Source organism: Bacillus altaicus, assembly GCF_042136375.2.
GTDB lineage: Bacteria > Bacillota > Bacilli > Bacillales > Bacillaceae_G > Bacillus_A > Bacillus_A cereus_U.
Genome location: NZ_CM143394.1, coordinates 3,688,197 through 3,714,036, shown reverse-complemented (window position 1 = coordinate 3,714,036; position 25,840 = coordinate 3,688,197). Strand labels below are relative to the sequence as shown.

Here is a 25,840-nt window from a genome sequence, read left to right as displayed (position 1 = left end):
AAAAGGGAAACAGAAAACGGAGCTAATAAAAAAACCGCCAAAAAAGGAATATCATAAAAATGATATCTCTTTTTTGTAGATAGCTCTTCATACGTACACGTCTGTACATATGACAGTTCTGTTTCTATTCGAAAACAGCCCCAATTGATAAATGCAGAGAAATTTATCAATTTCGGCAACACTTCCTTTCCTCTAAGATCATAGACATCTCTGTGTCTCCTTTAGAATACTTATAAGCGTTGCAACCTCTATCTCACGTTTTAGGCGAGAGTGTATGATTTATGAAGTTGTTGGTAACATTTGTTTTATAATAATTTAAATTTTTCAGGGAATCAAGTGTTTTTTGTATTTTTTTGAAATTCTATCTTTTTATTAAATTAGTTTGTGAAAAATGTAGCAAAATAAATTCGTTGCATGTACATTAAAAATATAGAGCATGGGAGGTGGAAGGATGGGCAAGAAAAAGCCTATTTATGTAGCAACAGAAATGAACACAAAAATGAAGAAATTATGGGCATATACACAAGAGCCTGATATACATACAGAGTGGGATGCCCGTTTTACGGAAATTTCGTATTTAGAGAAAAAAGAAGGGGAGCCGCAGAAGTTTTTATATAAAACGAAGATTGGTTTCGGGCTTGAAATAGCCGGAGAAGGGGAATCGATAGGTGAAATAAGAAAAGAAACTGGAGAGCGCATTTCCTCTTTGAAATTTTGGACAGACAATAAGCTATCACTTATACAAATAGGACGAGGTTATTGGAAGTATACCCCGAATGGAGAACATATTCATTTTGAAACGCAATATGATTATGATACAAGGTTTGGTCGTATAGGGAATGTGATAGATTCATATATTTTTCGTCCGCTATTAGGTTGGGCAACTGCATGGAGTTTTGATGCTTTAAAATTATGGTTAGAAAAGGGACTTCATCCTAAGTTGCTAATTAGAAGAACGATGACGTATTGGCTCGTTTGCTTTTTATTTGCTTTCGTATGGTTATATCAAGGGATTGTACCGAAATTGATGTTTACTCATTCAGAAGAAGTAAAGATGCTTTCTGCACTAATCGAATCGAATGAAAGTAGTATTTTTATACTTAAAATAGTTGGATTTTTAGAAATAATATGGGGTGTTATGTGGCTATTGCCATTTCAAAAACGAAAGTTGTTTATATTGCATATTGTTATGTTAATAGGCTTAACTATAGTGGCAGGAGTTACGAATATCACAAGTTTTACAGAGCCGTTTAATCCGATTACATTAAATTTTCTTCTAATAGGGTTATCGATTGTCGGTTATATGAATAGCACTAATTTGCCGAGTGCAAAAAATTGTAAGAGGACGAGAAAGGGATAAGTATATGGTTAATATTTATGAAAGATTATTAGGGGATTCTTATAAAAGGCTTCATCCAAAATTGCAGGAACGATATGCGATAACAAAGGGAAATAGCTTTATTGGGGAAGGGGAAATGGATGAAATTTATGGAGGATCTTTTTTCGTTAAATTAATATTAAAAATTACATCGAAGTTCCGTATGTTTTTCTCTGAGCGAGGGCAAAAAGTTCCGTTTGTGATACATAATACCGCTGAGCGAGATGGACAGGGGAAAGAATTTGTACGGTGGAATCGTACTTTTTATTTTCATAATAAGAAAAGATATTTTAACGCTGTTATGAAGTTGGATGAAGAGAATAATGAAATTGTAGATTATTTTGGCGAACCGCATATACTCGTTTCTACGTTGAATTTTTATATTGATGAAAAAGGCGGGATGCATATTTTTTCAAAGAAACAATGGTTTTTTATGTTTGGAAGAAAAATACCGTTACCTAGATTTTTATACGGAGAGGCAAAAATTGTAGAAAGTTATGATGAAACACTACAATGTTTTCGAATTCATGTACAAGTACGAAATCCGTTAATTGGTTCGTTATTTTCATATAAGGGAACATTTGTGGAAAGGGAATAAACGATATGAAAAATATACTATTTGGGCTTGTTTGTTATATTATATTTCTAATATACGAGTGGTCGAATGTAAATCCTGTTGAAGCAATTATATTGTTATCTATCTTATTATTTATACCGATGTCATTTTGTATTATTGACAAAGAAACAAGAAATGGAACGTATTTATTATTTTATAAATTTGTATCGTTTTTATATCCAATTGCAGCAATCAGTGCAATGCTAGCTTTCGTAACAAATCACTATTTCTTTGCGCTACTTTGGTTTGCATATACAGGAATCGTTGCATTATTTGGTATAAGTAGATTGCTAGAAAGAGGATGGAAGCCGTTAGAGGAAGCAGCTATAGATAGTGCTTTTATTTATTTGTTTTTAGGTGGTTTTTGGTTTTTTGCTTCTGTAGCAAAATTCCCCATTATGCATTTTAGTTCTGACATAGTTTTACTCACAGCTGCACACTTTCATTACTCGGCATTTCTATTGCCGTTATCAGCTGGTTTACTTGGAAGGAAAAGAGAACGGGGAAGTAAGTTATATGACGCTATTATGTTTATCATCGTCATTTCTCCAATGACAGTTGCGATAGGAATTACGTATTCGAGGGTGTTTGAATTTTTTGCAGTGTTCGTATATTTATTTGCCATTTACGGATATGGAGTTTACGTGTGGAGAACGAAATTTAATGCTATAAGTACAAAGATTCTCCTTACTCTTTCATCCAGCACACTTATGGTAACGATAATGTTTTCACTCATATATTCATACGGGAATTTCAAACAAGTAATGACGATTACAATTGCACAAATGGTTTGGATCCACGGTGTTGTCAATGGAATTGGAGTAGCGTTACCAGCATTTGTCGGCTGGATGATTGAAAAGAGTGCTCCGAATTATAAATATTACGGGAAACCAATGAGCAGGTTAAGAGGAAATGCGACAGTTGGTGAAGCATTTTTACATAACAGAAATTTAATAGATAACAAGGAATACAAAGGTTTAGTTGATAAAATGAATGATTTTCATAGTGAGGCATTTGACGCGACGAAGATTCCTTTAAGTATTATTTGTTTTTATGAAAATACAAAAGAGTATGAGTTACAATCGCATATTAAATGGACTCGTTGGTTTCGCCCGCTTGCATTTTGTTATGAGAAAATGAGTAAGCGTGTAGGACAAATACATTTAGGAATGGGTGGTAAGTGGGAAGCAATGCAAGGTTCTATTATTGGTGTGAAAGATGCAAGAGATGGTAGGGAAAATGTGAGGGCTTGGCTAAGAAAGAATGAAGAGGGGCAAACGATTTTTGTAGCCCTTTATTCAAAGCATGCATACAAGAACGATACATATATGAATATCGCATTGCCTTTACCATATTCGAATATGACGGGAGTTTTGAAATTATGTAATAAGAGTAATGATTTAATCATTACTAGTAAGCTGAGAAGAAATGGTAAGGGAGATGAGGGGATTTATTTACATACTCGTTTCTTTACAATACGTTTACCATTAGCAGAGACTTTTATTATTAAAGAGAGCAAGGATCAAATATTAGAAGCTAATCATAGAATGTGGATATTTGGAGTTAAGTTTTTAGAAGTTGATTATGAGATTAAGAAAATAGAGGGAAAGTAAGAAAAGCTTGGAGAGATTCCAAGCTTGTTTACGTATGGGTAATTGTCATAGCAACTTGTTTATCTAAGTCTCGATCCAAAACACGTTGAATTTCGAAAGTGCTTTTTTCAAAAAAAAATGGGAATCTTTCTTTAAACCACCCTTGCATAGGAAGATGTAACGCGGAATCAATTGGAACCCATGTTAATTCCCCTTCTGGAGGGTGAGGAAGAAGGCTACCTTCAAATGAATTTGTCCAATAATTGAAAACCATATAGCGAACCTGTTCTTTTGGATTTACATATTCGTCTAATCCTTTAAAAATTAAATTGGAAACAAGTAATCCAGTTTCTTCTTTTACTTCTCGTATAGCAGCTTGAACGATACTTTCTGGGAAATCTACTTTTCCACCCGGAGCGATGTAACCAGGGAAACCTAGATGATCTGGCCGTTGTATTAGTAATACTTCGTTATTACGCTGAATCATACACATTGTATAAATGCGGTGTTCGATACTTTTCCAATTCGTACTCATGCGAATCTCTCCTCTTATAAAATGAGTATCTTATAGTTTAACTATAGTTATTCGTTCCAAAAAATACAATAATAAGACAAAATTATACAAATTACGATTGACTATTACTAATTTTCAGAACTATAATTATTCCGTTATATAAAAATATTGTACTTGAGAGGGGAATATATTCTATGAAAAATAGAATAATCGCAGCAGGAGTAATCGCAGCTAGTATATTATCTTATTCATCTAGCAGTCTCGCACAAACAAAAACATTTCCAGATGTCCCAGCTAAACACTGGGCAGAAGATTCTATTAACTACTTAGCAGAAAAAGGCGCAGTTACAGGTAACGAGAAAGGAATGTTCGAGCCTGGAAAAGAGATCACTCGTGCAGAAGCAGCTACAATGATGGCTAAAATCTTAAACTTACCATTCGATAAAGATGCTAAACCATCTTTCGGTGACTCTCAAAACGGATGGTATACCCCATACATCGCAGCTGTAGAAAAAGCTGGTGTTGTTAAAGGGAAAGATGTCGGCGTATTCGATCCAACTGGAAAAATCGACCGCGTTTCAATGGCATCTCTTATTGTAGAAGCTTACAAATTAGATTCTAAAGTAAACGGTACTCCAGCAACTAAATTCAGTGATTTAGAAAAAAGCTGGGGTAAAGCAAAAGCTAACATCCTAGTTGAATTGGGGATTTCTGTTGGTACTGGTAACAAATGGGAGCCTGAAAAAATTCTAACTAAAGCAGAAGCAGCTCAATTTATTAAAAAGGCTGATTCAATTAAAGTTGGAAATCCATTAGTGGAAAAGGTAGTTATTATTGATCCTGGTCATGGAGGATTTGATCCAGGGAATCCAGGGCAAGGTGTAAAGGAAAGTGAAATTGTATTTGATACATCTTTAAGATTACAGAAGTTGTTAGAAAAAAATACACCTTTAAAAGCTTTGTTAACACGTGAAGAGAACGGAAATCCAGGAAGTAACAAGAATGAATCTCTTGTGAATCGAGTGAAATTTGGTCAAGAGAACAATGGAGATATATTTGTAAGCATTCATGCAAACTCTTCTGAAAATCATGATGGTCATGGAACGGAAACATATTATTATAAAAAATCCAAGTCTGGGGAAGAGACACAGATTGAAAAGGATAGCGAAGTATTAGCACAAAAAATTCAAAAACGAGTAGTAGAAGCACTACATACAAGAGATAGAAATATAAAAGATGATCATTCATTTTATGTAGTAAATAAAAATACAGTACCAGCAGTCTTAACAGAGCTTGCCTTTATAGATAATAATATAGATAATGGAAAATTAGCTACTGAATCAGGAAGGCAAATTGCTGCAGAGGCAATTTATGCTGGTATTTTAGATTATTATGAGTGGAAAGGTTTCAATGTTTCAAAGTATCGTTTAGCTAAATAAAAAAATATCGTTTGCTAAGCCCATCGTCTATATAGAGATGGGCTTTTTATATGAGTTTATATAATTTTGTATCGAAATAAAAAGATATATCGTATTATGCTGATTATAAATAAAATAATGGTAGATTAGTTTATTTTTATCACGTATACTTTTACTGTTGACTAATTAATTGAATTAAGAGTTTGTTAGTTTAATAGGGAAAATTTTATTATAAAGGGAGGCAAGTTAACACGGGACAAGCATATACATAACGTGTTAAAAAATATGAAAAAAATTATTTCTAATGTGTTAGCAGTGACAGTCGCACTTCAAGTAGTGATGGCTCCGGCAACTTCATTTGCAGCTGAAAAAGATTTTCCAGACGTTCCGAAAGGTCATTGGTCGTATAAAGCAATTACTAATTTAACGTCAAAAGAAATTATTGCAGGATATGATAATGGGAAGTTTGGATTCGGGGATGTTGTAACTCGTGAGCAAGTAGCTGCATTAATGTATCGTGCGTTAAAGGCAGAAGCGAAAAGCGAATATAAAAATCCATACTCTGATATTAACGAAGGGACAACAATGTTCCAAAAAGAAATTTTAGCTTTAACAGATATGGGGATTTTCGTAGGTAATGGTAAAGGAACATTTAGACCGAAAGAATCTGTAACTCGTGCTGAAATGGCTGTAATTTTACAGAAAGCCTTTAAACTAAAAGTAAAAGCTAATCATACATTTAATGATGTTCCGAAAGATCATTGGGCAAATGAAGCGATTAGTGCATTAGAGTCTAACGGTGTTGCTGCAGGTAATGGAGCTGGTGCATTTAATCCAACAGGTGTTTTAACACGGGAAGAATATGCACAATTTTTATATAACGCCATGGCATCATATATCGATTTAGATGTAACATTACCTTCTAATGTAACAGCTCAAGAGATTGATAATTATATTAAAAGATATCATCCCGATAGTCCGCTTGTTGGAGTTGGACAAGACTTTATTAAAGCACAAAACGAGTATGGCGTGAACTCTTTATATTTAGCAGCACATGCAATCTTAGAGTCTGGATACGGGAAATCAGAAATTGCATATCGTAAACATAATTTATTTGGACTACGAGCGTATGATTGGGATCCATTCGCACATGCAAAATATTTACCATCTTATGGATTAAGTATTTCATACAATGCTGATTATGTGAGAAAGAATTACTTAGAACAAGGTGCTAAGTATTTCAAAGGTTACACATTACCTGCGATGAATGTAATGTATTCAACTGATAAAGAATGGGCTGGCAAAATCGCTAATATTATGGAACGTATTAAGCCTTTCAATAACAAAGATTATCAAAATGTAAAACGATTATCGAAAAACCCTAATACATTAAATGTAGAGGCATTAGGCGCAGAAATTCCATATAAAGATTATGCAAAAGACGCAAAAACTACTGTTCAGTCGGTAGGGTCTTACTATCAAGTTCCATTCCCGTTTAACAATCCAATTAAGAGTGTACCAAACGTTACACAAAATGAAGTTGGAAAATTAGAGAATGGTACAAAAGTAAATGTATATCGTGAAGATCCAAATGGCTGGGTAGAGTTCTCGCTTGAAAATGCTCAAGAAAAGTATTGGACATTGAAGAAGAACTTAAAATTATAAAGTGGAAAGGTGTTTTCATATATGAAAACACCTTTTTTATTTATATTCAACACTTAATATTTGTAGATTCATTATGATTTTCTTTTTTGTATTTTTACCAATAATTTAACAGTTTCATATATAATTAAAGGTATTAAAGATTGAATTTTCTGTGTTTAATCTTAGATATTAACTAAATTTGAAAAGAGGAGAGAGATATGCAAGGAGAAATACCAACAGAGAAAAATTTAGGTTATGTCGGTAAATTGTTATTGCCAGTTAAAGTGTCACCACACTTTAAGTTTTTATGGATTGGGCAATTACTTTCGACTTTAGGTAGTTCGATAACGATGGTTATTCTGCCAGTCGTTGTGTATTCATTAACTGGTTCAACAGTTGTAATGGGAATGACTATGGCAATGTACATGCTTCCTAATATTCTTGCGTTACCATTTGCTGGATTAGTCGTGGATCGAATTGACCGGGTGAAATTGATGTTATTTACAGATATAATCCGCTGCATATTAATGCTATTACTTGCAACACTTATATTTATGGATTTGTTAACGATTACGCTATTATATGTACTCGTTGCATTATATGGACTTATGGAAGGTATATTTCAGCCGGCGTATGCGGCTGTAAGAGCGAAAGTATTTGTACCGGAAATTCGAAATGCAGCTAACGCATTAACGCAAATGAGTAATCAAGGCATACGATTAATTGGCCCAGCACTTGGTGGGTTAATAGTATCAGTTACATCTGCAGGGATAGGTTTCGGACTAGATGCAGCAACGTATTTGCTATCATTTGTATGTTTATTATTTTTAAAAGAAATAAAGTTTAATAAAGTACAGAAATTTGAAAGGTATAAAGTCAATTACAAACAAGATTTTATGGAAGGGATTCTTGTTCTAAAAAGCCATCCGTGGTTGTGGATTACTATTCTAGTTTTTTCTTTCGTTAATATTTGTTATGCAGGCATTATCGTTGTATTAATTCCATGGTTGTTTAATGTTCATCATCATTTTGAAGCTTATGTATATGGATTGGGTATGGCTGCTTCTGGTGCTGGAGCTGTAATTGCAGCGCTAATTTTTGGTGGGAGGCAGCAGTGGCATAAGAGAGGATTACTTGCGTATGGCGGTGTTTTAATAAGTGGAATGGCACTATTAATTATGCCTTTCGTTTCTTGGGCACCTGCCTTAATTGGATTAATGGCAATTGAAGGATTCGGTATTATGATATTTGGGCTCATTTGGGAAACAAGTTTACAAGAGCTTGTACCAGAAGAAGCATTTGGAAGAGTGGCAAGCCTTGATATGTTAGGTTCATTTGCTTTATTGCCATTAGGGTATGTGGTTGTAGGCTGGTTAGCTACTGTAATAGGTGGAAAGATAACAATTATAATGCTAGCTATTTTAGTACTCATAACAATTGGAGTGGCATTGTCTGTACCAAGTATTCGGCGGTTCGATTGATCATGTAGGCTAAAAGGGGGATATGGTATATGACTATAGAAAACCTAAACGATTTAGTAGTAGCAGAGTTGGGATGTAAATACGTTGTGGAAGAAAAGGTATTTGAAGCAAAGAATTTTACGGTGTATATTGCTACCCCTATAGAAAATAAAATGACATATAATCGATTCATCTTAATTAAACATTTGTCTAATGAAGAGCCTTCCGTACATGTTTGGGACAAAAAAATTTGTGCAGACGCTACAAAAATACATATTGCAAAAGAAGTGACAGAAGCAATTCAATCTGGTTTTGTAAATAAAGAGTAAGCCCTAATCAAATTAGGACTTACTCTTCGTTAAACACAAATGTTTGCTTCATTTTTTTACCCTCATGTACTGGATGGCCGTTGTAAGAGAAATTCTTTTCTTCCCAAGTAATGACGACTTTGAAATTATGGCTATTAAAGTCTAATGGGAACACCATGTAATCAAAACTTGTATGACTTTTTGAAACGTTGTTATTTGATGTAGTAGGATTAAAGGTAGCTTTAGATGTAGGGTTATTATCAAGTATTTCCACGGATACATTTGATACATCATTACCAATATTTTTTAAGAGTAAACTATACGTATCATATACACCTTGTTTTGGCTGCACCGCTTGCTTGTTTGAGTTATGAGATTTGTCAATTTCGATATACCACTGTTTAGACTTTGACGCAGTTGGTAGTGATTGAAATGTGTATGCACTAGCTTGTATTGGTAGTGCTAAGCAGATAAGGGAAAAAAGAGATATTATTTTTCGTTTCATTTTGAAAAACCCCCATTCTTTAACAAAGTTATTTGTTATTATTCGCTCTGTTCGAGAAAATATACCATATAATGTAAGGTGATAGGGGTATGAGTATGAGTCTCGGCTTAGGAATCATTATAGTATTCGCTACGGTTATACTTGACACGTCTGCTTAATAGTTGGTATATACGCGATCCATATGCTGATACACATCAAATCCAGTCAAAGTGAATTGTAAGGGAGAACATTATATTGAAAGTACTAGTAAGCACGGGGAGTAGTATTTTTCTACAATTATTATTTTTGTATATATTTATTTCGGGTGTTTTATTGGAAGTTAATCTTTGGTATGCGGTAGTTGTGTATATAAGTGTAGCAATATTAAGTCTATTAATCGGGATATATTCAATTATTTTCTCTATAAGGAAAAGTTCGACTGCTATCTTTCTTACAATACCGGTTGGAGTTGTAACGTCGTTATTTGCAATATTAATTATCGGCTTTACAGTGTTTGCTTATTTTTTACCGGAAGCAGGTATTCCACCGGTAATTAGTTTGTAGTATAAGTGGATGTGTCAAAAGATAAATGCTATTAAAGTGATATATTAAGGGGAATTAGATAAGGAAGCTGTGTAGAGATTTTTCTACACAGCATTTTTTGTGTCTAGCGTTCAATTACATCTGTTTGTTGGTACGTATATCACGCTTTTGTATCAATTTATTGAACTAAAGATGGAGAGTCTTACGTATGAATCAAAAGAATAATAATATGAAAAAATTACCAATAAATATGTTAAAATAACATTGTCATATAACAAGGGGGATTCGCATTATGGAAAAAGAGCATCTTGCTAAAGTAGATTTAACGAAAAGAATTGAATCAAAATCTAAGTACAATAAGAAACTGGAAAAATATCAAATGCGCTTATTGGCACTACAGCAAATATTAAAAGAAGAGAAAATAGCCGTTATGATGGTTATGGAAGGTTGGGATGCGGCAGGTAAAGGCGGAGCGATTAAGCGAGTGACTGAACATCTTGATCCACGTGGATTCCAAGTAAATCCAATTGGCGCGCCTGCTCCTCATGAAAAACGGTATCATTATTTGCAACGTTTTTGGCGGAAACTTCCTCAGTACGGGCAAATTACTATATTCGACCGTTCATGGTATGGGCGTGTATTAGTTGAACGTGTTGAAGGTTTTGCTATAAAAGAAGAATGGACGAGAGCGTATGATGAAATTAATGATTTCGAAAAACTATTAACAGATGATCATTACATAATAGGGAAGTTTTTCTATCATATTAGTAAAGGCGAACAGTTGAAGAGATTTAAGGAAAGAGAGACTAATCCTCTTAAAAGATGGAAAATTACAGATGAAGACTGGCGTAATCGTGAAAAATGGGATGAGTATGTCGAAGCAACGGAAGACATGTTTGAAAACACAGATAAACCGAATGCTAAATGGCATATTATTGCGAGTAATGATAAATTATACGCCCGTTTGAAAACATTAAAAGTGATTATTTCATTAATTGAGGAGTATTTCTTAGAACATAATATAGAATTACCTTTTTATTATAATGAAATAAAAGAAGGAAAGAAAAAGGACATTAAATCTGTGCAAGATGTAGGGGTTAAAAAGTAAAGTTTGTATAGGGGCTGCCTTGTAATTTGTTTTAATCAAATTACAAGGTAGTTTTTATTTAGAAACATTTTACAATTTGTAAAATAAGGTATATAATCAACATTCATATTAACATTGTTAATATGAATGTTGATTATATACTATGCGGGGGTCTTAATTTGAAGGGAAGAGATGTTGTTTTAGGCTTATTAATGCAAAAAGAATTGTCTGGTTATGATATTAAAATCGTTTTTGAAGACGTATTTACTCATTTTTTTGATGGAAGCTTTGGAATGATTTACCCAACGTTACGTCAGTTAGAAAAAGAGGGGAAAATAAAAAAAGAGGTTATCATGCAAGAAGGGAAACCAAATAAGAAAATGTACTTTATTACAGAGGAAGGGCGTGAAGAGTTTTATCAATACATGCAAACAGATGTAGAGAAAGATATTTTACGTTCAGATTTTTTAATGAGGATGTATTTTGGTAATTATAGTGATGGTGCGAAGGTGAAAAAATGGATTGAGGACGAAATTGAAAGGAAAGAAGCGTACATTGCGGACCTTCGCTTGAAATATGAAAAATGGAGAGAAGGTATTACGTTTGTTGAAGAAATTTCGCTTGATGTAGGTATTGCAACATATAGTGCACAAGTAGAGACGCTGAAGAGAAAATTAGAGCAGCTAGAAACGAAAGAAAATAATAAAACAGAAGAATGAAAAATGTGTTCAAAATAAATAAAGGGGTAGATGAACATGGAGCAATCAAAGGGACTGAAAATTGTCTTTTTAATGTGCTTAGGTATTTTTCTTTGTATGATTGATACAACGATTATGAATATAGCTTTACCAGCTATACAAACAAGTGTGAATACTTCATTAGAAAAGATGTCATGGGTATTAAATGTATATACAATGACTATTGCAGTACTCGCAATTCCGCTAGGACGGATAGCTGAGATTTTTGGAAAAGCAAAGATGTATATTCTTGGTTTGGTGATTTTCGGTGGTGGGTCAGTACTTTGTGCTTTTGCTAATACAGGTGACTTCCTCATTTTTTCTCGTTTTATACAAAGTGTTGGAGCAGCAATTTTATTTCCGACAAGTATGGTAATTGGTGTATCAGCTATGCCGTTAGCAAAGAGGCATGTTGCACTTGCTATTTTAGGAGTAACGCAAGGATTTTCAGCTGCACTTGGTCCGGTAATAGGCGGAATTATTACGCAAAATGTAGGATGGAGATGGGTGTTCTTCGTCAATGTTCCGATTTGTATTCTTGGAATCATTTTATGCTGTATTATGTTACAAGTAAAAAATGAAGAACGTATTATTTCAAAAATTGATTGGATTGGACTTATATTAAGTAGTTTAGCGATTTTTTCTTTTACTCTCGTATTAGTGAAAGGCAATACGTGGGGATGGCAAAGTAATATCGCTTGGTCTTGTTATGCAATTAGCACTATTTCTCTTATTCTATTTGTTTTAGTGGAACGAAAGATTCATAATCCGATGGTGAATTTAAAATTATTTAAAGATCGAATGTTTGTAGGAGCGTCTATAGTTGTTGTATTAAGTAATTTGTTTTTAATTGGAGTAACTGTGTTGCTTCCAACATTCTTAACAAAAATACAATACCGAACGGAAATTGAAGCTGCTTTTTTAGTGACACCTATTTCAGCAATGATATTTTTTGTCTCACCGGTTGCAGCAACTTTAATTAAAAAATTTGGAAAAGTAACTATTATTTTGTCAGGGTTTCTTGTTATGGGTCTATCCTACTATTGGTTGCAAATGATTGGCATCAATTCAACAAATATAGAAATTATTATTCCGTGTATGATATTAGGTGTTGGATATGGTTTAGTAGTAGGTCCAATTACGGTTTTAAGTGCATCTTCGTTTGAAGGGGAATTATTAACTGCTTCTCAAAGTGTTGTATCGATGTTACGGCAAGTAGGTATTGTATTAGCGGTAGCGATATTCGTATCTAACTTAACTCACAATTTATCTATAAATAAAGAGAATGTATATCATTATGCAGAAAAAAAAGTGCGTAATATTCATGTGGTTAGTGCTCAGCAAGATGAGATATTACAAGTAACAAAAGAAAAAGTAGAGAAACAAAGTATAGAAACAAATGTAGAAAAGAAACAAAATGAAACATTGGTGGGATTAAATAAAGAGAAAAAAGACGAATTAATTCATCAAAAAGTGGATGAGGTATTAAGTGAAGTTCCAGTAGAATATAGAGAGATAAAAAGAGAAGAAGTTACGAATCGAGTAACAAAAGAAGTTGAAAAACAAGAAGAGAATATAAAGAAAGAAATACTCGTATTTTCAAATGACGTGAATCATTATGCTCAGAATCAGATGGCTATGAGTTTTACAGATTTATATAAAGCGAGTGTTCCAATTATTTTAGTTTGTGCTTTAGTAAGTTTGTTATTTTGGGAAGGGAAATCTTTAAGTAAAAGAAGAGGAAGAAGAATAGCAGGGGAAGTGTAAAGAAAACAGGCTGAAATTAGCCTGTTTTCTTTACACTAGTATGGAAGATCTGGGTTTAGTTCATTAAACTTATGACTATAATGCCTTTTATTATTAAAACCAACAAAACCAATTCCGACGCAAGGATCTATATTACCATCTACAACATTAGAATCCACGAAGCTTAAATGATTTAACTTTGGTAGTTCTTTAATGAAATGTAGATTTTGTATGTTACCACAACTTGATAAGATGAGTCAATGATAAAGTAATGAATACAATTATCATTAATTATGAAAATATAGTACATTAATAAGAGTAATGAATTTTATTAAGTAGGTGAGAAAATGCTAGGTAAGGCGGATGCTTCAATAAGTAACCATATGTATACAGAAGAAGACCAACAAAGATTATATAAACGAACGTTACTAATCGTAAGTATTTCACAAATGTTTGGCGGAGCGGGATTAGCTGCTGGAATTACAGTAGGTGCACTTCTTGCACAGCAAATGCTTGGAACAGATGCATATGCAGGATTACCGGCTGCTATGTTTACATTGGGATCTGCGATAGCGGCTTTCGTAGTAGGAAAGCTTTCGCAACGATATGGGCGCCGAGTAGGACTTGCAACAGGTTTTATGGTAGGGGGACTTGGAGCTATTGGAGTTGTAATGGCAGCTTTAACAAATAGTACTATTCTCTTACTTGTTTCTTTGCTTATTTATGGTGCGGGTACAGCTACGAATCTACAAGCTCGTTATGCAGGTACAGATTTAGCAGATAAGAAGCAACGAGCAACCGCAGTTAGTATTACAATGGTTATGACGACTTTCGGTGCAGTAGCGGGACCGAATTTAGTAGGTGTAATGGGCAATTTTGCTCATTCAATTGGAATTCCTGAACTAGCTGGTCCGTTCATATTATCGGCAGCGGCATTTATACTTGCGGGACTTGTACTTTTCGCTCTGCTTCGTCCAGATCCGTTAATTATTGCTAACATAATAGAAAGATATAAACAGGAACATACATATAAAGGACAATCGGTAACTAATGAAACGTTAGAAAATAAAAGGGGCATTACCGTCGGAGCAATCGTTATGATACTTACTCAAGTAGTTATGGTTGCGATTATGACTATGACTCCAGTACATATGGGACACCATGGTCATGGACTAAGTGAAGTAGGGCTAGTCATTGGATTCCACGTAGGGGCAATGTACCTTCCGTCACTTGTTACAGGAATTTTGATTGATAAAGTTGGCAGGACAGCGATGAGTATAGCTGGTGGAGTTATATTGCTTGCTGCCGGTGTACTAGCTGCGATGGCACCAAACGACTCTTTAATACTATTAGTTGTAGCACTTTCTTTACTTGGATTAGGATGGAACCTCGGAATAATAAGTGGTACTGCTCAAATTGTTGATTCAACGGAGCCTTCCACACGTGCAAAAATACAAGGGAAAGTAGATGTATTTATTGCACTAGCTGGAGCTTCTGGTGGAGCAATGTCAGGAATGATAGTAGCTAATTCAAGTTATGCGGCATTATCATTAGCGGGAGGAGCTATAGCCTTACTGCTTATTCCAGTTGTGATATGGTCTCGGACAGGTAAATAAAATTTAGATAAAAGAAGCGGCGTTCAAAGGGAGGTAACCAATCTTTGAATGCAGCTTTTTTGTGATTAACTAATAGTTGAACTGGAATCGTTGATATACTTTGAGTTGTGATAGATAAATTCAGAAAATCGTTTATATAATTTCATTTACCGTAATGTTAGTTGTATAAAAGGAAATTTCAGTTTAAATCCCACTCCACGATAAGTCCTAAATGCGTAAGGCCGCCGCCAAGTCCATATAGTAAAAGTGTATCTCCATTATTTAATTTTCCTTCTTTTCTAAATCGTTATTAGACAATATTTGATCTGGAACATAAGTACCAATTGCAGTAATACGAGATTTAGAATGCATAGGATCATCTCCTAATTTTTATTTTGCAATCTGATACTAATACCAGGTTTTAAAAATGTCAATATAGACTTTTGTTGTATTGAAACGATAATGCTTAACTTACTATGAAGGAATTTGGCGAGTGTTGTAAAAATAATATACGAGAAGTTTCTAAAATTGATAATGAAGAGAGGTGAGCTCCTTGAATAGAATTTTACACATGTTTCCTGTTGTCATTATTTGTAGCTTTATTCTTATTATTTTTCCAGAAAAATCTTATGCTTGTGATTGTATTAACGTATCAGCAGAAGATGCATTTCAAAAAAATGATGTAGTGTTTGAGGGTAAAGTAATTGAGGTTGGAAGGAAAGAAGGGGGTGGAATTGAAGTGTTATTTGAAGTGAAGAAAATTTGGAAAGGGACAACTTCTTCGCAAATTATCGTATATACAAATGGTGGTGATTGTGTGTTTCACTTTGTAGAAGGAGGAGAGTACTTAGTATTTTCTTCTCAAAGAGAATCAGAAAAACAATTATACACACATAGTTGTAGTAGAACGAAGAGATTGGATGAGGCAGGGGCGGACAAAGTGGCTTTAAGTCATATTACAAAAGAGCATGTTCCAACGAAGAAAGTGGATTTAAAAGGGGAGATGGTGAGTGGCTTAAGTTGGTGGCAAGTTGCTATCATTTCCATCGGTCTGTTATTGATAATTGCTGTTGTTATTTTCATTGTGAGAAGAACTCGCAAAAAATGACGATTAAAGTAAAAATATAAAGATTTTCTTTCTGTTTCTATAGTTGGTTTAATCTTGTGAAAGCGAATTACTTATGCTACACTTTATGTAACTTAAAATGAACGGAGGGGCTTCCTTTGATCTTAATCAGATTACGTCTCAATACTTTGTGCCGATAATTGAATAGCGCTCAAAGACTCTGTCTGTGTGCAGAGTGAACGGGATTGGTCTGCCTATTTTAAAGGAACCCTTTATTAAGCTTATATGTGAAAAAGAGGGAGGGACGAATACGCCCTCTTTTTGTTTTGCCTTTATAAATAGAATGGGCTAGTATAGGTGAACACTTGTTGGATACGTATACTATCTTAGGACTTTTTGACCATGATATAGGACGAAAGCACTGCTTTCTTCTATTTCTTTGGTGAACCCTTATCCGTTTACGAAAACACAGGCAGTGACCTGTGTTTTTTATTTTGCGTAATCGAAATGGAGGAATAAATATATGGAAGAATTATTACAAAGAGCAATATTAGTTGGAGTAAATTTAGGTAAGGAAGCTGATTTTGCATATTCGATGGAAGAGTTAGCAAATCTTACGGAAGCTTGTGATGTGGAAGTAATCGGTCAAGTGACGCAAAATTTACAACGAGTAAATCCGTCGCATTATATTGGAAAAGGGAAGATTGAAGAAGTAGCAGCGTATGTGAAAGAAGCAGATGCAAATATGGTCATCTTTAATGATGAATTATCTCCTTCACAAATTCGAAATTTAGAAGAGGATTTAGATTGTAAAGTAATTGATCGTACCATTTTAATCTTAGATATCTTTGCGCAACGTGCGAAAACGAAAGAAGCGCAGTTGCAAGTAGAAGTGGCCCATCTTCAGTACATGATGCCTCGTTTAATCGGTCTTCGTGAATCTTTAGGAAGACAAAGCGGGGGAGTTGGCACGAAAAATAAAGGTGTCGGTGAGAAGAAGTTGGAATTAGATCGTCGTAAAATTGAAGAACAAATTGCGACTCTAAATAAAGAATTAGAAGCACTTGTTGCGCAGCGCCAAACGCAGCGTAAACAACGTAAGAAAAATGAAATTCCAGTTGTGTCATTAGTAGGATATACGAATGCAGGTAAATCAACGATAATGAATACGATGCTTGAAATTTTTAATGGAACTGTAGAGAAACAAGTATTTGAAAAAGATATGTTATTTGCGACGTTAGAGACATCTGTACGAAATATTGAGTTGCCAGATAATAAATCATTTTTATTAACGGATACAGTTGGATTTGTAAGTAAATTACCGCATCATCTTGTGAAAGCATTTCGTTCAACGCTAGAGGAAGTGGCGGAAGCAGATTTACTCATTCACGTCGTAGATTACTCAAATCCCAATTATGAGCAATTAATTGATATTACAAATGAAACGTTAAAGAAAATTGGCGTGAAAAATATCCCGACGATTTATGCATATAACAAATCAGATTTGGTAGATGTTGAAATTCCGAAAGTGCAAGAAGATCGCGTTTATCTATCTGCGAAGAAACATGTTGGAATTGAAGAGCTTGTAGAAGTGGTTCGTTCACACATTTATAAAGAGTATACGAAGTGTGAAATGTTAATTCCATATGATCAAGGACAGGTAGTTTCGTATTTCAACAATCATTCACACGTTTTATCTACGAGTTATGAAAACGAAGGTACGAAAATGGCACTAGAATGTAAGACGAGTGATTATGAGAAATATAAGCGTTTTTCTATTTAATAAAAAAAGGCGATCCTAATATGTTTTAGGATCGTCTTTTTCTTCATAGTTGCAAGCCTTCCTTTCATCCTGTCCCAGTATAAAAGAAAATACAAAGAGTTCATATAAATAAATCCGACAAAGCATATAGAAAAAATATATATTTTGTACAAGTTGAATTTCTGGAAAAAGAAATGAAACCAGTATAGAATAGAAATGTTTCAAAACTCAGAATTTATTACACTTAATGTAATAAATATATATTTTGTACAGGAAGGAGCGATTCGTATATGCAGGCAGTTTCACAAAAAAATACAGTAGAAACACCGACGATATATCGAATATTATTTGCGATTAGTTTCGGACATTTTTTGAATGATTCGATGCAAGCAGTTGTGCCAGCGTTGTTTCCTATTTTGGAAAAAACGATGAATTTATCCTACATGCAAGTAGGGTGGATAGCGTTCGCGTTAAATATGACGTCATCGATTATGCAGCCGGTTTTTGGTATGTATTCAGATAAGAAGCCGTCACCATTTTTATTACCACTCGGTATGTTTTCGAGCATGCTTGGGATGATTGGGCTCGCGTTTGCCCCGAATTTTATTATTGTTATTATTTCTGTTTTATTTATTGGATTAGGTTCCGCAGTCTTTCATCCAGAAGGTGCCCGAGTTGCTTATATGGCGGCAGGTGCCAAACGTGGTTTAGCACAAGCGATTTATCAAGTGGGAGGAAATACAGGGAATTCGCTAGCACCTATTTTTACAGCGCTCATTTTCGTTCCACTAGGTCAAATTGGTTCTCTAGGTTTTACTGCTTTCGCAGCGGTAGGGATTGTATTGTTATTTTTTGTTTCAAATTGGTATAAAAATGAATTAGCGACTGGTGCTGTAAGAAGGAAAAAGAGGGCTGCACTTGAGGCTGAAAATGCGATTGTAGGTACGCACATTAAATTTGTTATTATACTTCTTGTTTTTCTAACATTCGTACGTTCTTGGTACGGTGCTGGTATCGGGAATTTCTATCAATTTTATTTAATAGAGCATTACGGTTTATCTATAAAAAATGCACAGTATTTCGTCTTCGCTTTTATGATTGCTGGTGTATTAGGTACTTTCTTTGGTGGTCCGCTAGCGGATCGATTCGGTAAGAAAAAGATCATTGTCTTTTCGATGCTCGGTTCAGCGCCGCTAGCACTATTGTTACCTCACGTTTCTCTTATGTGGGTTGTACCGTTATTTTTATGCATTGGATTTATTAGCTCTAGTAGTTTTAGTGTAATCGTTGTATATGCACAAGAACTTGTTCCAGGGAAAGTTGGAATGGTATCTGGTTTAATTGTCGGCCTTGCGTTTGGACTTGGAGCATTAGGTGCTGTAGTTCTTGGGAAATTGGCTGATATGTATAGTCTTCAGTTTATTATGCTATTATGTAGTTGTTTACCATTAATTGGACTAACTTCATGGTTACTGCCAAATGATAAGAAAACGATAGAATAGGAGATGCGCTATGAAAGTATGTGAAAACGTTACAGAATTAATAGGAGATACACCTGTCGTTCGATTATCTAAATTTATTCCAGAAGACGCAGCGGATGTGTATGTAAAACTGGAAATGTTTAATCCGTCACGCAGTGTGAAAGATCGTGCTGCTTATAGTTTAATTCATATTGCGGAGGAACACGGCCTCATTAAGCCGGGGGATACAATTATTGAACCGACGAGTGGCAATACAGGAATTGGTTTAGCGATGAATGCAGCAGCCAAAGGATATAAAGCAATTTTAATTATGCCAGACAATATGTCCAAAGAGCGTATTAATTTATTGAAGGCATACGGCGCAGAAGTAGTTTTAACACCGGCAGAACAAAGAATGCCAGGAGCAATTGCAAAGGCGGTAGAGTTGCAAAAAGAAATTCCAAATAGTTTTATTCCGCAGCAATTTGAAAACCCAGCAAATCCGGATGTTCATCGTTATACGACTGCACTTGAAATTTATGAACAAATGGATGGAGAGCTTGATGCATTTGTAGCAACCGCAGGAACAGGTGGAACAATTACAGGGACCGGTGAAACATTAAAAGAGAAACTACCAAACTTATATATTGCAGTAGTAGAACCGAAAGGGTCACCAGTGTTATCTGGTGGTGTTCCAGGCCCTCATAAACTAGTCGGAACAAGTCCTGGTTTTATTCCAAAAAACTTAAATACAGAAGTGTATAACGAAATTATTCAAATTGCAGATGAAGAGGCATTAACTACAATGAGGAACTTAGCAAGACAAGAAGGATTACTAGTAGGGCCATCTTCAGGAGCCTCTGTTTACGCCGCAATTATGATAGCGAAGCGTCTAGGTGCTGGTAAAAAAGTTTTATGTATTGCACCGGATACAGGGGAACGTTATTTAAGTATGGGGCTATTTGAATAAAAGTGATAGAGGCACCTTAATAGTAAGGATGAAAATCCGCTATTAAGGTGCTTCTTTTAGAAAAATAGAGAATGGGTGAGTGGGGAGAATGACAATGAAGCTATTGAAACCAACATATGAATATAGCGAACAAATTATAGAGTATAGGCAGGCATTTTTACAGTCAGGAGAACAACCGCACGGTAGTTGTTCTTTACAAAATTTCAATTCTATTGGTGAATGGTTTGAAAAATTGAGTATACAAGAATTGGGAGAAAACTTACCGCCTAATCGAGTGCCGTCTAGTCAGTTTTTAAGTGTAGAGAAATAGTCGGGTTTGTTAATATTCGTCATCGCTTAACGCCAGAATTGATGATGGAGAGTGGACATATCGGTTATAGTGTGCATCCTCATAAACGTCGTCAAGGCTATGCAACTGAGCAACTGCAACTTGCATTAGTTGAGGCGCAAAAATTAGGATTAAAGAAAGTATTAATAACTTGCGATAAATCAAATATCAGTTCGGCTAAAACAATACAGAAGGTTGGCGGTGTATTAGAAAATGAAGTAGTTTCTTCTAATTCTGGCGAAATTGTGCAGCGTTATTGGGTAGAAATTTGATTAAATGAATTTTGAAAAGCTGAAAGTGGTAAAGGGAATGCAAGATGTAAAATTGAAATAGATAAATATAAAAAAGAGAAGGGTATAGTTATAGGGGGGAATGAGATGGGATTAAAAGAGAAAGCGATAGAAATGTCGGAGATTTATAGGGAAAACCCGAAAGTCGAAGCTATTATTTTAGCAGGCTCTGTAGCGAGAAAATTAGAAGATGAACATTCGGATATCGAATTACATATTTTATGGTCAACACCACCAGAGGATGAAGATCGTCTAGGTCCGATTAACAATATTGGTGGAACAATTTTGTCATATCATCCATACGAGGAAGAAGAATGGTCGGAAACGTATTTGACGAAAGAAGGAATTAAACTAGAGATTAGTAATTTTTTAACAGTGACAGTAGAAAAGGTTATTTCAGAAGTTGTAGAGCAGTATGATATAAATTATGAGAAACAATGTATTGTATCATCGGTTCATGATGGTGTGAGTTTGTATGGAAAAGTGAAAGTACATGCTCTAAAAGATAGGGTTGAAGCATATCCAGAAGAACTGGCGAAAAGGATGATCTCAGAAAATCTTTGGTTTAGTAACCGTTGGCATAATCGAGAGGCGCTTTTAAAACGGAAAGATTGGCTTATGCTATATGATGTCATTTGTGAAGTGCAAAGGGATTTATTCGGTGTTTTATTCGGTTTGAATAGAATGTACGTGCACCATCCTGCATTTAAATGGATGGCTTATAATGTAGAGCGTATGACTATCAAACCTGAAAATCTATATGAGCGTATGGCGAATACGTTGATAGGGAAACCGGAGTATAGTGTACAGGAGTTAGAAGTGCTAATTGAAGAGGTATCACATTTAGTAGAACAACATGCGCCGGAATTAAATATCGCTGAACAACAAAAGCGTATTCAATATGCGAAGTGAAAAAACAAGAGATGTAACAACGAGTTACATCTCTTGTTTTTTATTTTACTAACTTTCCTAATACAGGTAAACGTTGAATACGATTACCGAGAATATGCGAAGCGAGTCCACTCGTTAATACGAATAGAAGATAGACAAGTCCTCCTGCTGAGGCGCATATAAATACAATAATCAGTGATTCTACATAAGATTGGCCAGGAATAATCCAGCTTATAAATGCTCTTAATGCAATTACAACAGCAGACATTGCCGCGGAGTAAATCGTAATAAGAAATACTGTTTTTGCTGTTTCGCCAATTTTAAATTTCGCAAACTTAACGATGCAGTACAACATAATAATATTTGAAACTAGATATCCAAGAATTGTTCCAAGTACAGCACCATGTCCACCGAATAAGTGTAAAAGTGGTGTGTTCAGCACAATTTTAACGAGAATACCGACTGAGAATGCAATCATTGTTTTTCTTTGATAATCAATGCCTTGTAATATAGCTGCTGAAACTGTGAAAATCGCACTTAATATAGCAGACGGTGCAAATGAAATTAAATATTGTGATCCACCAAGTGCAATTTCAGGATTTACATAAACCATGCGGAATGCATCGTAAGCGATACTAGCTAAACCGAATGCTGCTGGGATAGTGAAGAATAGCAATACTTGAAATATCTTTGAAATTTGTCCTTGTAATTCTTCTAGTTTCCCGCTTGTAAATGATTTCGTTATAGCCGGAATAATTGTTAATGAGAAACCAGTTGCAAGTGAAGCTGGAATCATAATTAACTTTTGTGCATAGTTCGTTATATAAGCGAAAACGGCATTCGCGGTTTCTAAAGGCTCTCCCATCGCCCTAAGGACATCAGCTACGGTATATTGATCTACTAACGTATAGAGTGGAATTGCAATACCAACAAATACAATGGGGATTGCATATCGAAGTAATTCCATGTAAATATTTTTTAATGGAATATCGGATGCCCCTGACTTTAATTCACCTTCAGGAGGCTTTAATCCGTTATACTTTTTCCAGTACAGCATTAAAATAGAGACGCTGGCAATTGCTCCGATAACAGCGCCAAACGTAGCAACTGCAACAGAAGAAGCTACTGAGCCTCCTAATAGTTTGGAGACGATAAAACTACCAACTAAAATGAAAACAACGCGCGCAATTTGTTCCACAACTTGAGATACAGCACTAGGTTTCATATGTTGAAAACCTTGGAAATAACCACGTGTAACACTCATAGCTGGTACGATAATAAGCGCGAAACTTAATGCTCGCATTGTAAGTGTTACGTCGGCGATAAATTGTGGATCTGGCGTTTTCGAGCGAATGATAAATTGTGATATGTACGGTGCTCCAATAAATAAAGTTAAAAATCCTAAAAAGCCCATAAACAACATCAATTTTACGCTCGAGTTATACAATTTTTTACTTGTACTATAATCACCAAGCGCATTATGTTTTGCAACAAATTTTGAGACGGCAATTGGAATACCAGCTGTTGAAAAGCTTAATAAAATACCGTACCAAGAGTATGCATATCCGTATAAAGCAACCCCTTGCGTTCCAACTAATAATTGGAAGGGGAAAAAGTATATAAAACCTAAAATTCGTGAAATCATTGTTGCACCACTTAATAAAGCAGTACCTTTTAAAACTTTTGAAGTAGACAAAATTCTTTCCTCCTACTCGTGCTGCCTTGCATTTATCCCGCTATTTGCGGGCAGTAAGACTCCCACCTCAAAATGCGACTGGAGCAAAGAAGTTAGGTGGGAGTCGGGCTGCCCGTAAACGCCCGATTGGTGAAGGCTAATAATCAGTGGGGGATGAACAAAACCCCCACTGATTAAAGTTTCACTTTATCGTATACTACTATAAACCTGTTAGAGAAGTTAATACAGTATAAACCATAAATGTTCTAATACTATTCATTTGAAAGTCATATTTTGAATTTTAAAATAGAATGTAATGCATAAAATTTCAAAATATAAGTTGACACTATTTTTAATGTATGATAAAAATGATAGTAATCAATTCGGAAAATAATATTTGAGCAATGAAAGGGTATAGTAGTGAAAATCTCCCTATTTCAGAGAGCTGATGGTTGGTGTGAATCAGTATATAGATTATTCATGAAGTTCGTCCTGGAGCATCTTTCATAAATCTCACATTGTGAGGAAATGAAAGACGGTAGTGCATACCGTTATCAAATAAAGTGGTGAAGATTTTTTTCACAACTAGGGTGGTACCGCGATATATATCGTCCCTACGTATTTACGTAGGGACGTTTTTTATTTAGGTCTTAACTTTGTTGTGTCTTCATAACTAGGGTGGTACCGCGATATTTTATCGTCCCTACGTATTTGCGTAGGGGCGTTTTTATTTAGGGATTACTTTTGTTGTATCTTCATAACTAGGGTGGTACCGCGATATTTTTTGTCGTCCCTACGTATTTACGTAGGGGCGTTTTTTATTTGGGAGGAAGTGGGCGTATTAGAAAAGAGTGTAGATAGAATTATATAAATATCGAATTGTAAACTGAAACAGATACAGAGAGGAGATTAACAGATGAATTCACAGCAATGGACATCGAAATTAGGTTTCGTATTAGCTGCAGCAGGTTCAGCAATTGGTCTTGGGGCGATTTGGAAATTCCCATATATGGCCGGCATCGGAGGAGGCGGGGCATTCTTCCTTATTTTCATCGGTTTCACATTATTAATTGGTTTACCGCTATTATTAGCTGAATTCGTTATTGGAAGAAGTACACAAAAAGAGGCTGTTGATGCGTATAGAGAGATTGCTCCTAAAACGTTATGGCCGTGGTTAGGTAAATTAGGGATTGTAACATGTTTCATATTACTTTCTTTCTACAGTGTTGTAGGGGGTTGGATTTTATTATACTTATGGAATGCAATTACAGGTAGACTATGGGAAGGAAATGGAGCATACGAAGCTACGTTTGGTGAAATCATTTCCAATCCGTATTTAGCAGTTGGATCACAGCTATTATTCATCCTTATTACTATTTTTATCGTAAGTAAAGGTGTACAAAATGGTGTTGAAAAAGTAAATAAATATTTCATGCCAGCGCTATTCGTTTTATTCTTTGTATTAATTGTTCGTGCACTTACGTTAGACGGTGCTGGAGAAGGAGTTCGATTCTTCTTACAACCTGATTTCTCAAACGTAACATCAGAAATCATTTTATATGCAATGGGGCAATCGTTCTTCTCGCTATCTGTCGGTGTAGCCGTTATGGTAACGTATAGCTCATACTTACCGAAAGAAGAAAGTTTACCGCGTTCAGCATTTTCTATCGTAGCTTTAACACTTGTTATTACATTACTTGCAGGACTTGCAATTTTCCCAGTTGTGTTCGCATTTGGAATGGAACCATCTCAAGGACCAGGACTATTATTTATCATATTGCCAGCTATTTTCAGTAAAATGGCGTTCGGAAAATTATTCTTCATCGTTTTCTTATTACTATTCTTCTTTGCTACTGTTACATCAGCAATTTCAATGCTAGAAATTAGCGTTGCATCTTTAACAACAAAAGGTAAAAGCAAAGGGAAACGTGAAAAAATGGCATTAATCGTAGGATTATTAATTTTCGTTGTTGGGGTACCATCAGCATTATCATTCGGTTTGTTAAGCGATGTGAAACCATTTGGAAAAACAATTTTTGATTTAGCAGACTATGCGGTTAGTAACATACTAATGCCGCTTGGTGTTTTATTAGTTTCCATCTTTGTTCCCTTGAAAATGAAGAAAGATGTATTAATGAAAGAGCTTGGTGTAAGTAAAAATAAAGGCTATAAACTATTCGTATTATGGTTATTCTTACTTCGCTATATTGCACCAATTGCGATTATTATCGTATTCCTAAATGTGCTTGGAATTATATAAAAGAAAGGTAGCGTAT

Annotated in this window: 22 protein-coding genes, 2 pseudogenes, 1 riboswitch and 1 other annotated feature; of the genes and pseudogenes, 19 read left to right on the top strand and 5 right to left on the bottom strand. The window is 35.0% G+C overall.

Features of this window, described 5'->3' with window-relative positions:
• Nucleotides 1-72 precede the first annotated feature (72 nt).
• Nucleotides 73-259, bottom strand: a riboswitch (Lysine riboswitch).
• A gap of 192 nt (nucleotides 260-451) precedes the next feature.
• The 3 genes from ACE38F_RS19135 to ACE38F_RS19125 are packed head-to-tail and all read left to right on the top strand — an operon-like array spanning nucleotide 452 to nucleotide 3,607.
• On the top strand, nucleotides 452-1,360 hold the full coding sequence (locus ACE38F_RS19135; RefSeq protein ID WP_375369692.1) for a DoxX-like family protein: 909 nt from the start codon (nucleotides 452-454) through the stop codon (nucleotides 1,358-1,360).
• A 4-nt stretch (nucleotides 1,361-1,364) separates the two neighbouring features.
• On the top strand, nucleotides 1,365-1,976 hold the full coding sequence (locus tag ACE38F_RS19130; RefSeq protein WP_375369691.1) for a DUF4166 domain-containing protein: 612 nt from the start codon (nucleotides 1,365-1,367) through the stop codon (nucleotides 1,974-1,976).
• A gap of 5 nt (nucleotides 1,977-1,981) precedes the next feature.
• Complete coding sequence (locus tag ACE38F_RS19125; protein WP_375369690.1) at nucleotides 1,982-3,607, top strand: YndJ family protein; 1,626 nt, start codon at nucleotides 1,982-1,984, stop codon at nucleotides 3,605-3,607.
• Between the two features lie 28 nt (nucleotides 3,608-3,635).
• On the opposite strand, the gene ACE38F_RS19120 is transcribed toward ACE38F_RS19125, so the two are convergent.
• Nucleotides 3,636-4,121 carry an 8-oxo-dGTP diphosphatase gene (locus ACE38F_RS19120; protein ID WP_375369689.1) on the bottom strand — a complete coding sequence of 162 codons (486 nt, stop codon included), beginning with the start codon at nucleotides 4,119-4,121 and terminating at the stop codon, nucleotides 3,636-3,638.
• Between the two features lie 173 nt (nucleotides 4,122-4,294).
• Here ACE38F_RS19120 and ACE38F_RS19115 point away from each other — a divergent pair, with 173 nt between their 5' ends.
• From ACE38F_RS19115 to ACE38F_RS19100, 4 genes are all read left to right on the top strand, one after another.
• The gene (locus ACE38F_RS19115; protein WP_375369688.1) at nucleotides 4,295-5,539 is read left to right on the top strand and encodes an N-acetylmuramoyl-L-alanine amidase; all 1,245 of its coding nucleotides are present in this window, start codon (nucleotides 4,295-4,297) and stop codon (nucleotides 5,537-5,539) included.
• Between the two features lie 264 nt (nucleotides 5,540-5,803).
• Nucleotides 5,804-7,183: an S-layer homology domain-containing protein gene (locus tag ACE38F_RS19110; protein WP_375369687.1), complete on the top strand. Its 1,380-nt coding sequence runs from the start codon at nucleotides 5,804-5,806 to the stop codon at nucleotides 7,181-7,183.
• A gap of 197 nt (nucleotides 7,184-7,380) precedes the next feature.
• Nucleotides 7,381-8,643: an MFS transporter gene (locus ACE38F_RS19105; protein WP_215555937.1), complete on the top strand. Its 1,263-nt coding sequence runs from the start codon at nucleotides 7,381-7,383 to the stop codon at nucleotides 8,641-8,643.
• Nucleotides 8,644-8,672: 29 nt separating this feature from the next.
• The gene (locus ACE38F_RS19100) at nucleotides 8,673-8,951 is read left to right on the top strand and encodes a hypothetical protein (protein WP_215555938.1); all 279 of its coding nucleotides are present in this window, start codon (nucleotides 8,673-8,675) and stop codon (nucleotides 8,949-8,951) included.
• 19 nt (nucleotides 8,952-8,970) lie between these two features.
• Here ACE38F_RS19100 and ACE38F_RS19095 read toward each other — a convergent pair whose 3' ends face one another.
• Nucleotides 8,971-9,435 (bottom strand): hypothetical protein, encoded by a 465-nt coding sequence (locus ACE38F_RS19095; protein WP_215555939.1) that lies wholly within the window; start codon nucleotides 9,433-9,435, stop codon nucleotides 8,971-8,973.
• Nucleotides 9,436-9,669: 234 nt separating this feature from the next.
• On the opposite strand from ACE38F_RS19095, the gene ACE38F_RS19090 reads away from it, so the two are divergent.
• The 5 genes from ACE38F_RS19090 to ACE38F_RS19070 all read left to right on the top strand — a co-directional run bounded on the left by ACE38F_RS19090 (nucleotide 9,670) and on the right by ACE38F_RS19070 (nucleotide 15,143).
• Nucleotides 9,670-9,978, top strand: a complete 309-nt coding sequence (locus tag ACE38F_RS19090) for an alpha/beta hydrolase (protein WP_215555940.1) — start codon at nucleotides 9,670-9,672, stop codon at nucleotides 9,976-9,978.
• A gap of 271 nt (nucleotides 9,979-10,249) precedes the next feature.
• On the top strand, nucleotides 10,250-11,065 hold the full coding sequence (locus ACE38F_RS19085; RefSeq protein WP_375369686.1) for a polyphosphate kinase 2 family protein: 816 nt from the start codon (nucleotides 10,250-10,252) through the stop codon (nucleotides 11,063-11,065).
• A 158-nt stretch (nucleotides 11,066-11,223) separates the two neighbouring features.
• Entirely contained in the window at nucleotides 11,224-11,763 is a 540-nt protein-coding gene (locus tag ACE38F_RS19080) for a PadR family transcriptional regulator (protein WP_215555942.1), read from the top strand.
• 36 nt (nucleotides 11,764-11,799) lie between these two features.
• A complete protein-coding gene (locus tag ACE38F_RS19075) occupies nucleotides 11,800-13,548 on the top strand; it encodes an MFS transporter (protein WP_375369685.1) in 1,749 nt (582 codons plus the stop codon).
• Nucleotides 13,549-13,874: 326 nt separating this feature from the next.
• Entirely contained in the window at nucleotides 13,875-15,143 is a 1,269-nt protein-coding gene (locus tag ACE38F_RS19070) for an MFS transporter (protein WP_375369684.1), read from the top strand.
• 178 nt (nucleotides 15,144-15,321) lie between these two features.
• Here the strand turns inward: ACE38F_RS19070 and ACE38F_RS19065 are convergent.
• Both ACE38F_RS19065 and ACE38F_RS19060 read right to left on the bottom strand, forming a co-directional pair.
• Nucleotides 15,322-15,423: pseudogene (locus ACE38F_RS19065) on the bottom strand (ketoacyl-ACP synthase III); the annotation flags it as partial.
• Entirely contained in the window at nucleotides 15,405-15,494 is a 90-nt protein-coding gene (locus ACE38F_RS19060) for a 3-oxoacyl-ACP synthase (protein WP_215555945.1), read from the bottom strand. The pseudogene ACE38F_RS19065 and the gene ACE38F_RS19060, both read right to left, overlap by 19 nt.
• 181 nt (nucleotides 15,495-15,675) lie before the next feature.
• On the opposite strand from ACE38F_RS19060, the gene ACE38F_RS19055 reads away from it, so the two are divergent.
• The 6 genes and pseudogenes from ACE38F_RS19055 (at nucleotide 15,676) to ACE38F_RS19030 (ending at nucleotide 21,910) form a co-directional block, all read left to right on the top strand.
• A complete protein-coding gene (locus ACE38F_RS19055; RefSeq protein ID WP_341307125.1) occupies nucleotides 15,676-16,230 on the top strand; it encodes a cobalamin biosynthesis protein CbiN in 555 nt (184 codons plus the stop codon).
• Nucleotides 16,231-16,711: 481 nt separating this feature from the next.
• Nucleotides 16,712-17,971 carry a GTPase HflX gene (gene hflX / locus ACE38F_RS19050; RefSeq protein ID WP_375369683.1) on the top strand — a complete coding sequence of 420 codons (1,260 nt, stop codon included), beginning with the start codon at nucleotides 16,712-16,714 and terminating at the stop codon, nucleotides 17,969-17,971.
• A 269-nt stretch (nucleotides 17,972-18,240) separates the two neighbouring features.
• Complete coding sequence (locus ACE38F_RS19045; protein ID WP_341307123.1) at nucleotides 18,241-19,452, top strand: MFS transporter; 1,212 nt, start codon at nucleotides 18,241-18,243, stop codon at nucleotides 19,450-19,452.
• A gap of 10 nt (nucleotides 19,453-19,462) precedes the next feature.
• Entirely contained in the window at nucleotides 19,463-20,380 is a 918-nt protein-coding gene (cysK, locus tag ACE38F_RS19040) for a cysteine synthase A (RefSeq protein ID WP_375369682.1), read from the top strand.
• A 94-nt stretch (nucleotides 20,381-20,474) separates the two neighbouring features.
• Nucleotides 20,475-20,980: pseudogene (locus ACE38F_RS19035) on the top strand (GNAT family N-acetyltransferase).
• 105 nt (nucleotides 20,981-21,085) lie between these two features.
• A complete protein-coding gene (locus ACE38F_RS19030) occupies nucleotides 21,086-21,910 on the top strand; it encodes a DUF4037 domain-containing protein (protein ID WP_375369681.1) in 825 nt (274 codons plus the stop codon).
• A 40-nt stretch (nucleotides 21,911-21,950) separates the two neighbouring features.
• Here ACE38F_RS19030 and ACE38F_RS19025 read toward each other — a convergent pair whose 3' ends face one another.
• On the bottom strand, nucleotides 21,951-23,585 hold the full coding sequence (locus ACE38F_RS19025; RefSeq protein WP_375369680.1) for a putative polysaccharide biosynthesis protein: 1,635 nt from the start codon (nucleotides 23,583-23,585) through the stop codon (nucleotides 21,951-21,953).
• A 374-nt stretch (nucleotides 23,586-23,959) separates the two neighbouring features.
• Nucleotides 23,960-24,183, top strand: a binding site (T-box leader).
• 297 nt (nucleotides 24,184-24,480) lie between these two features.
• Here ACE38F_RS19025 and ACE38F_RS19020 point away from each other — a divergent pair.
• The gene (locus tag ACE38F_RS19020) at nucleotides 24,481-25,824 is read left to right on the top strand and encodes a sodium-dependent transporter (protein WP_375369679.1); all 1,344 of its coding nucleotides are present in this window, start codon (nucleotides 24,481-24,483) and stop codon (nucleotides 25,822-25,824) included.
• The last annotated feature ends 16 nt before the right edge of the window (nucleotides 25,825-25,840 follow it).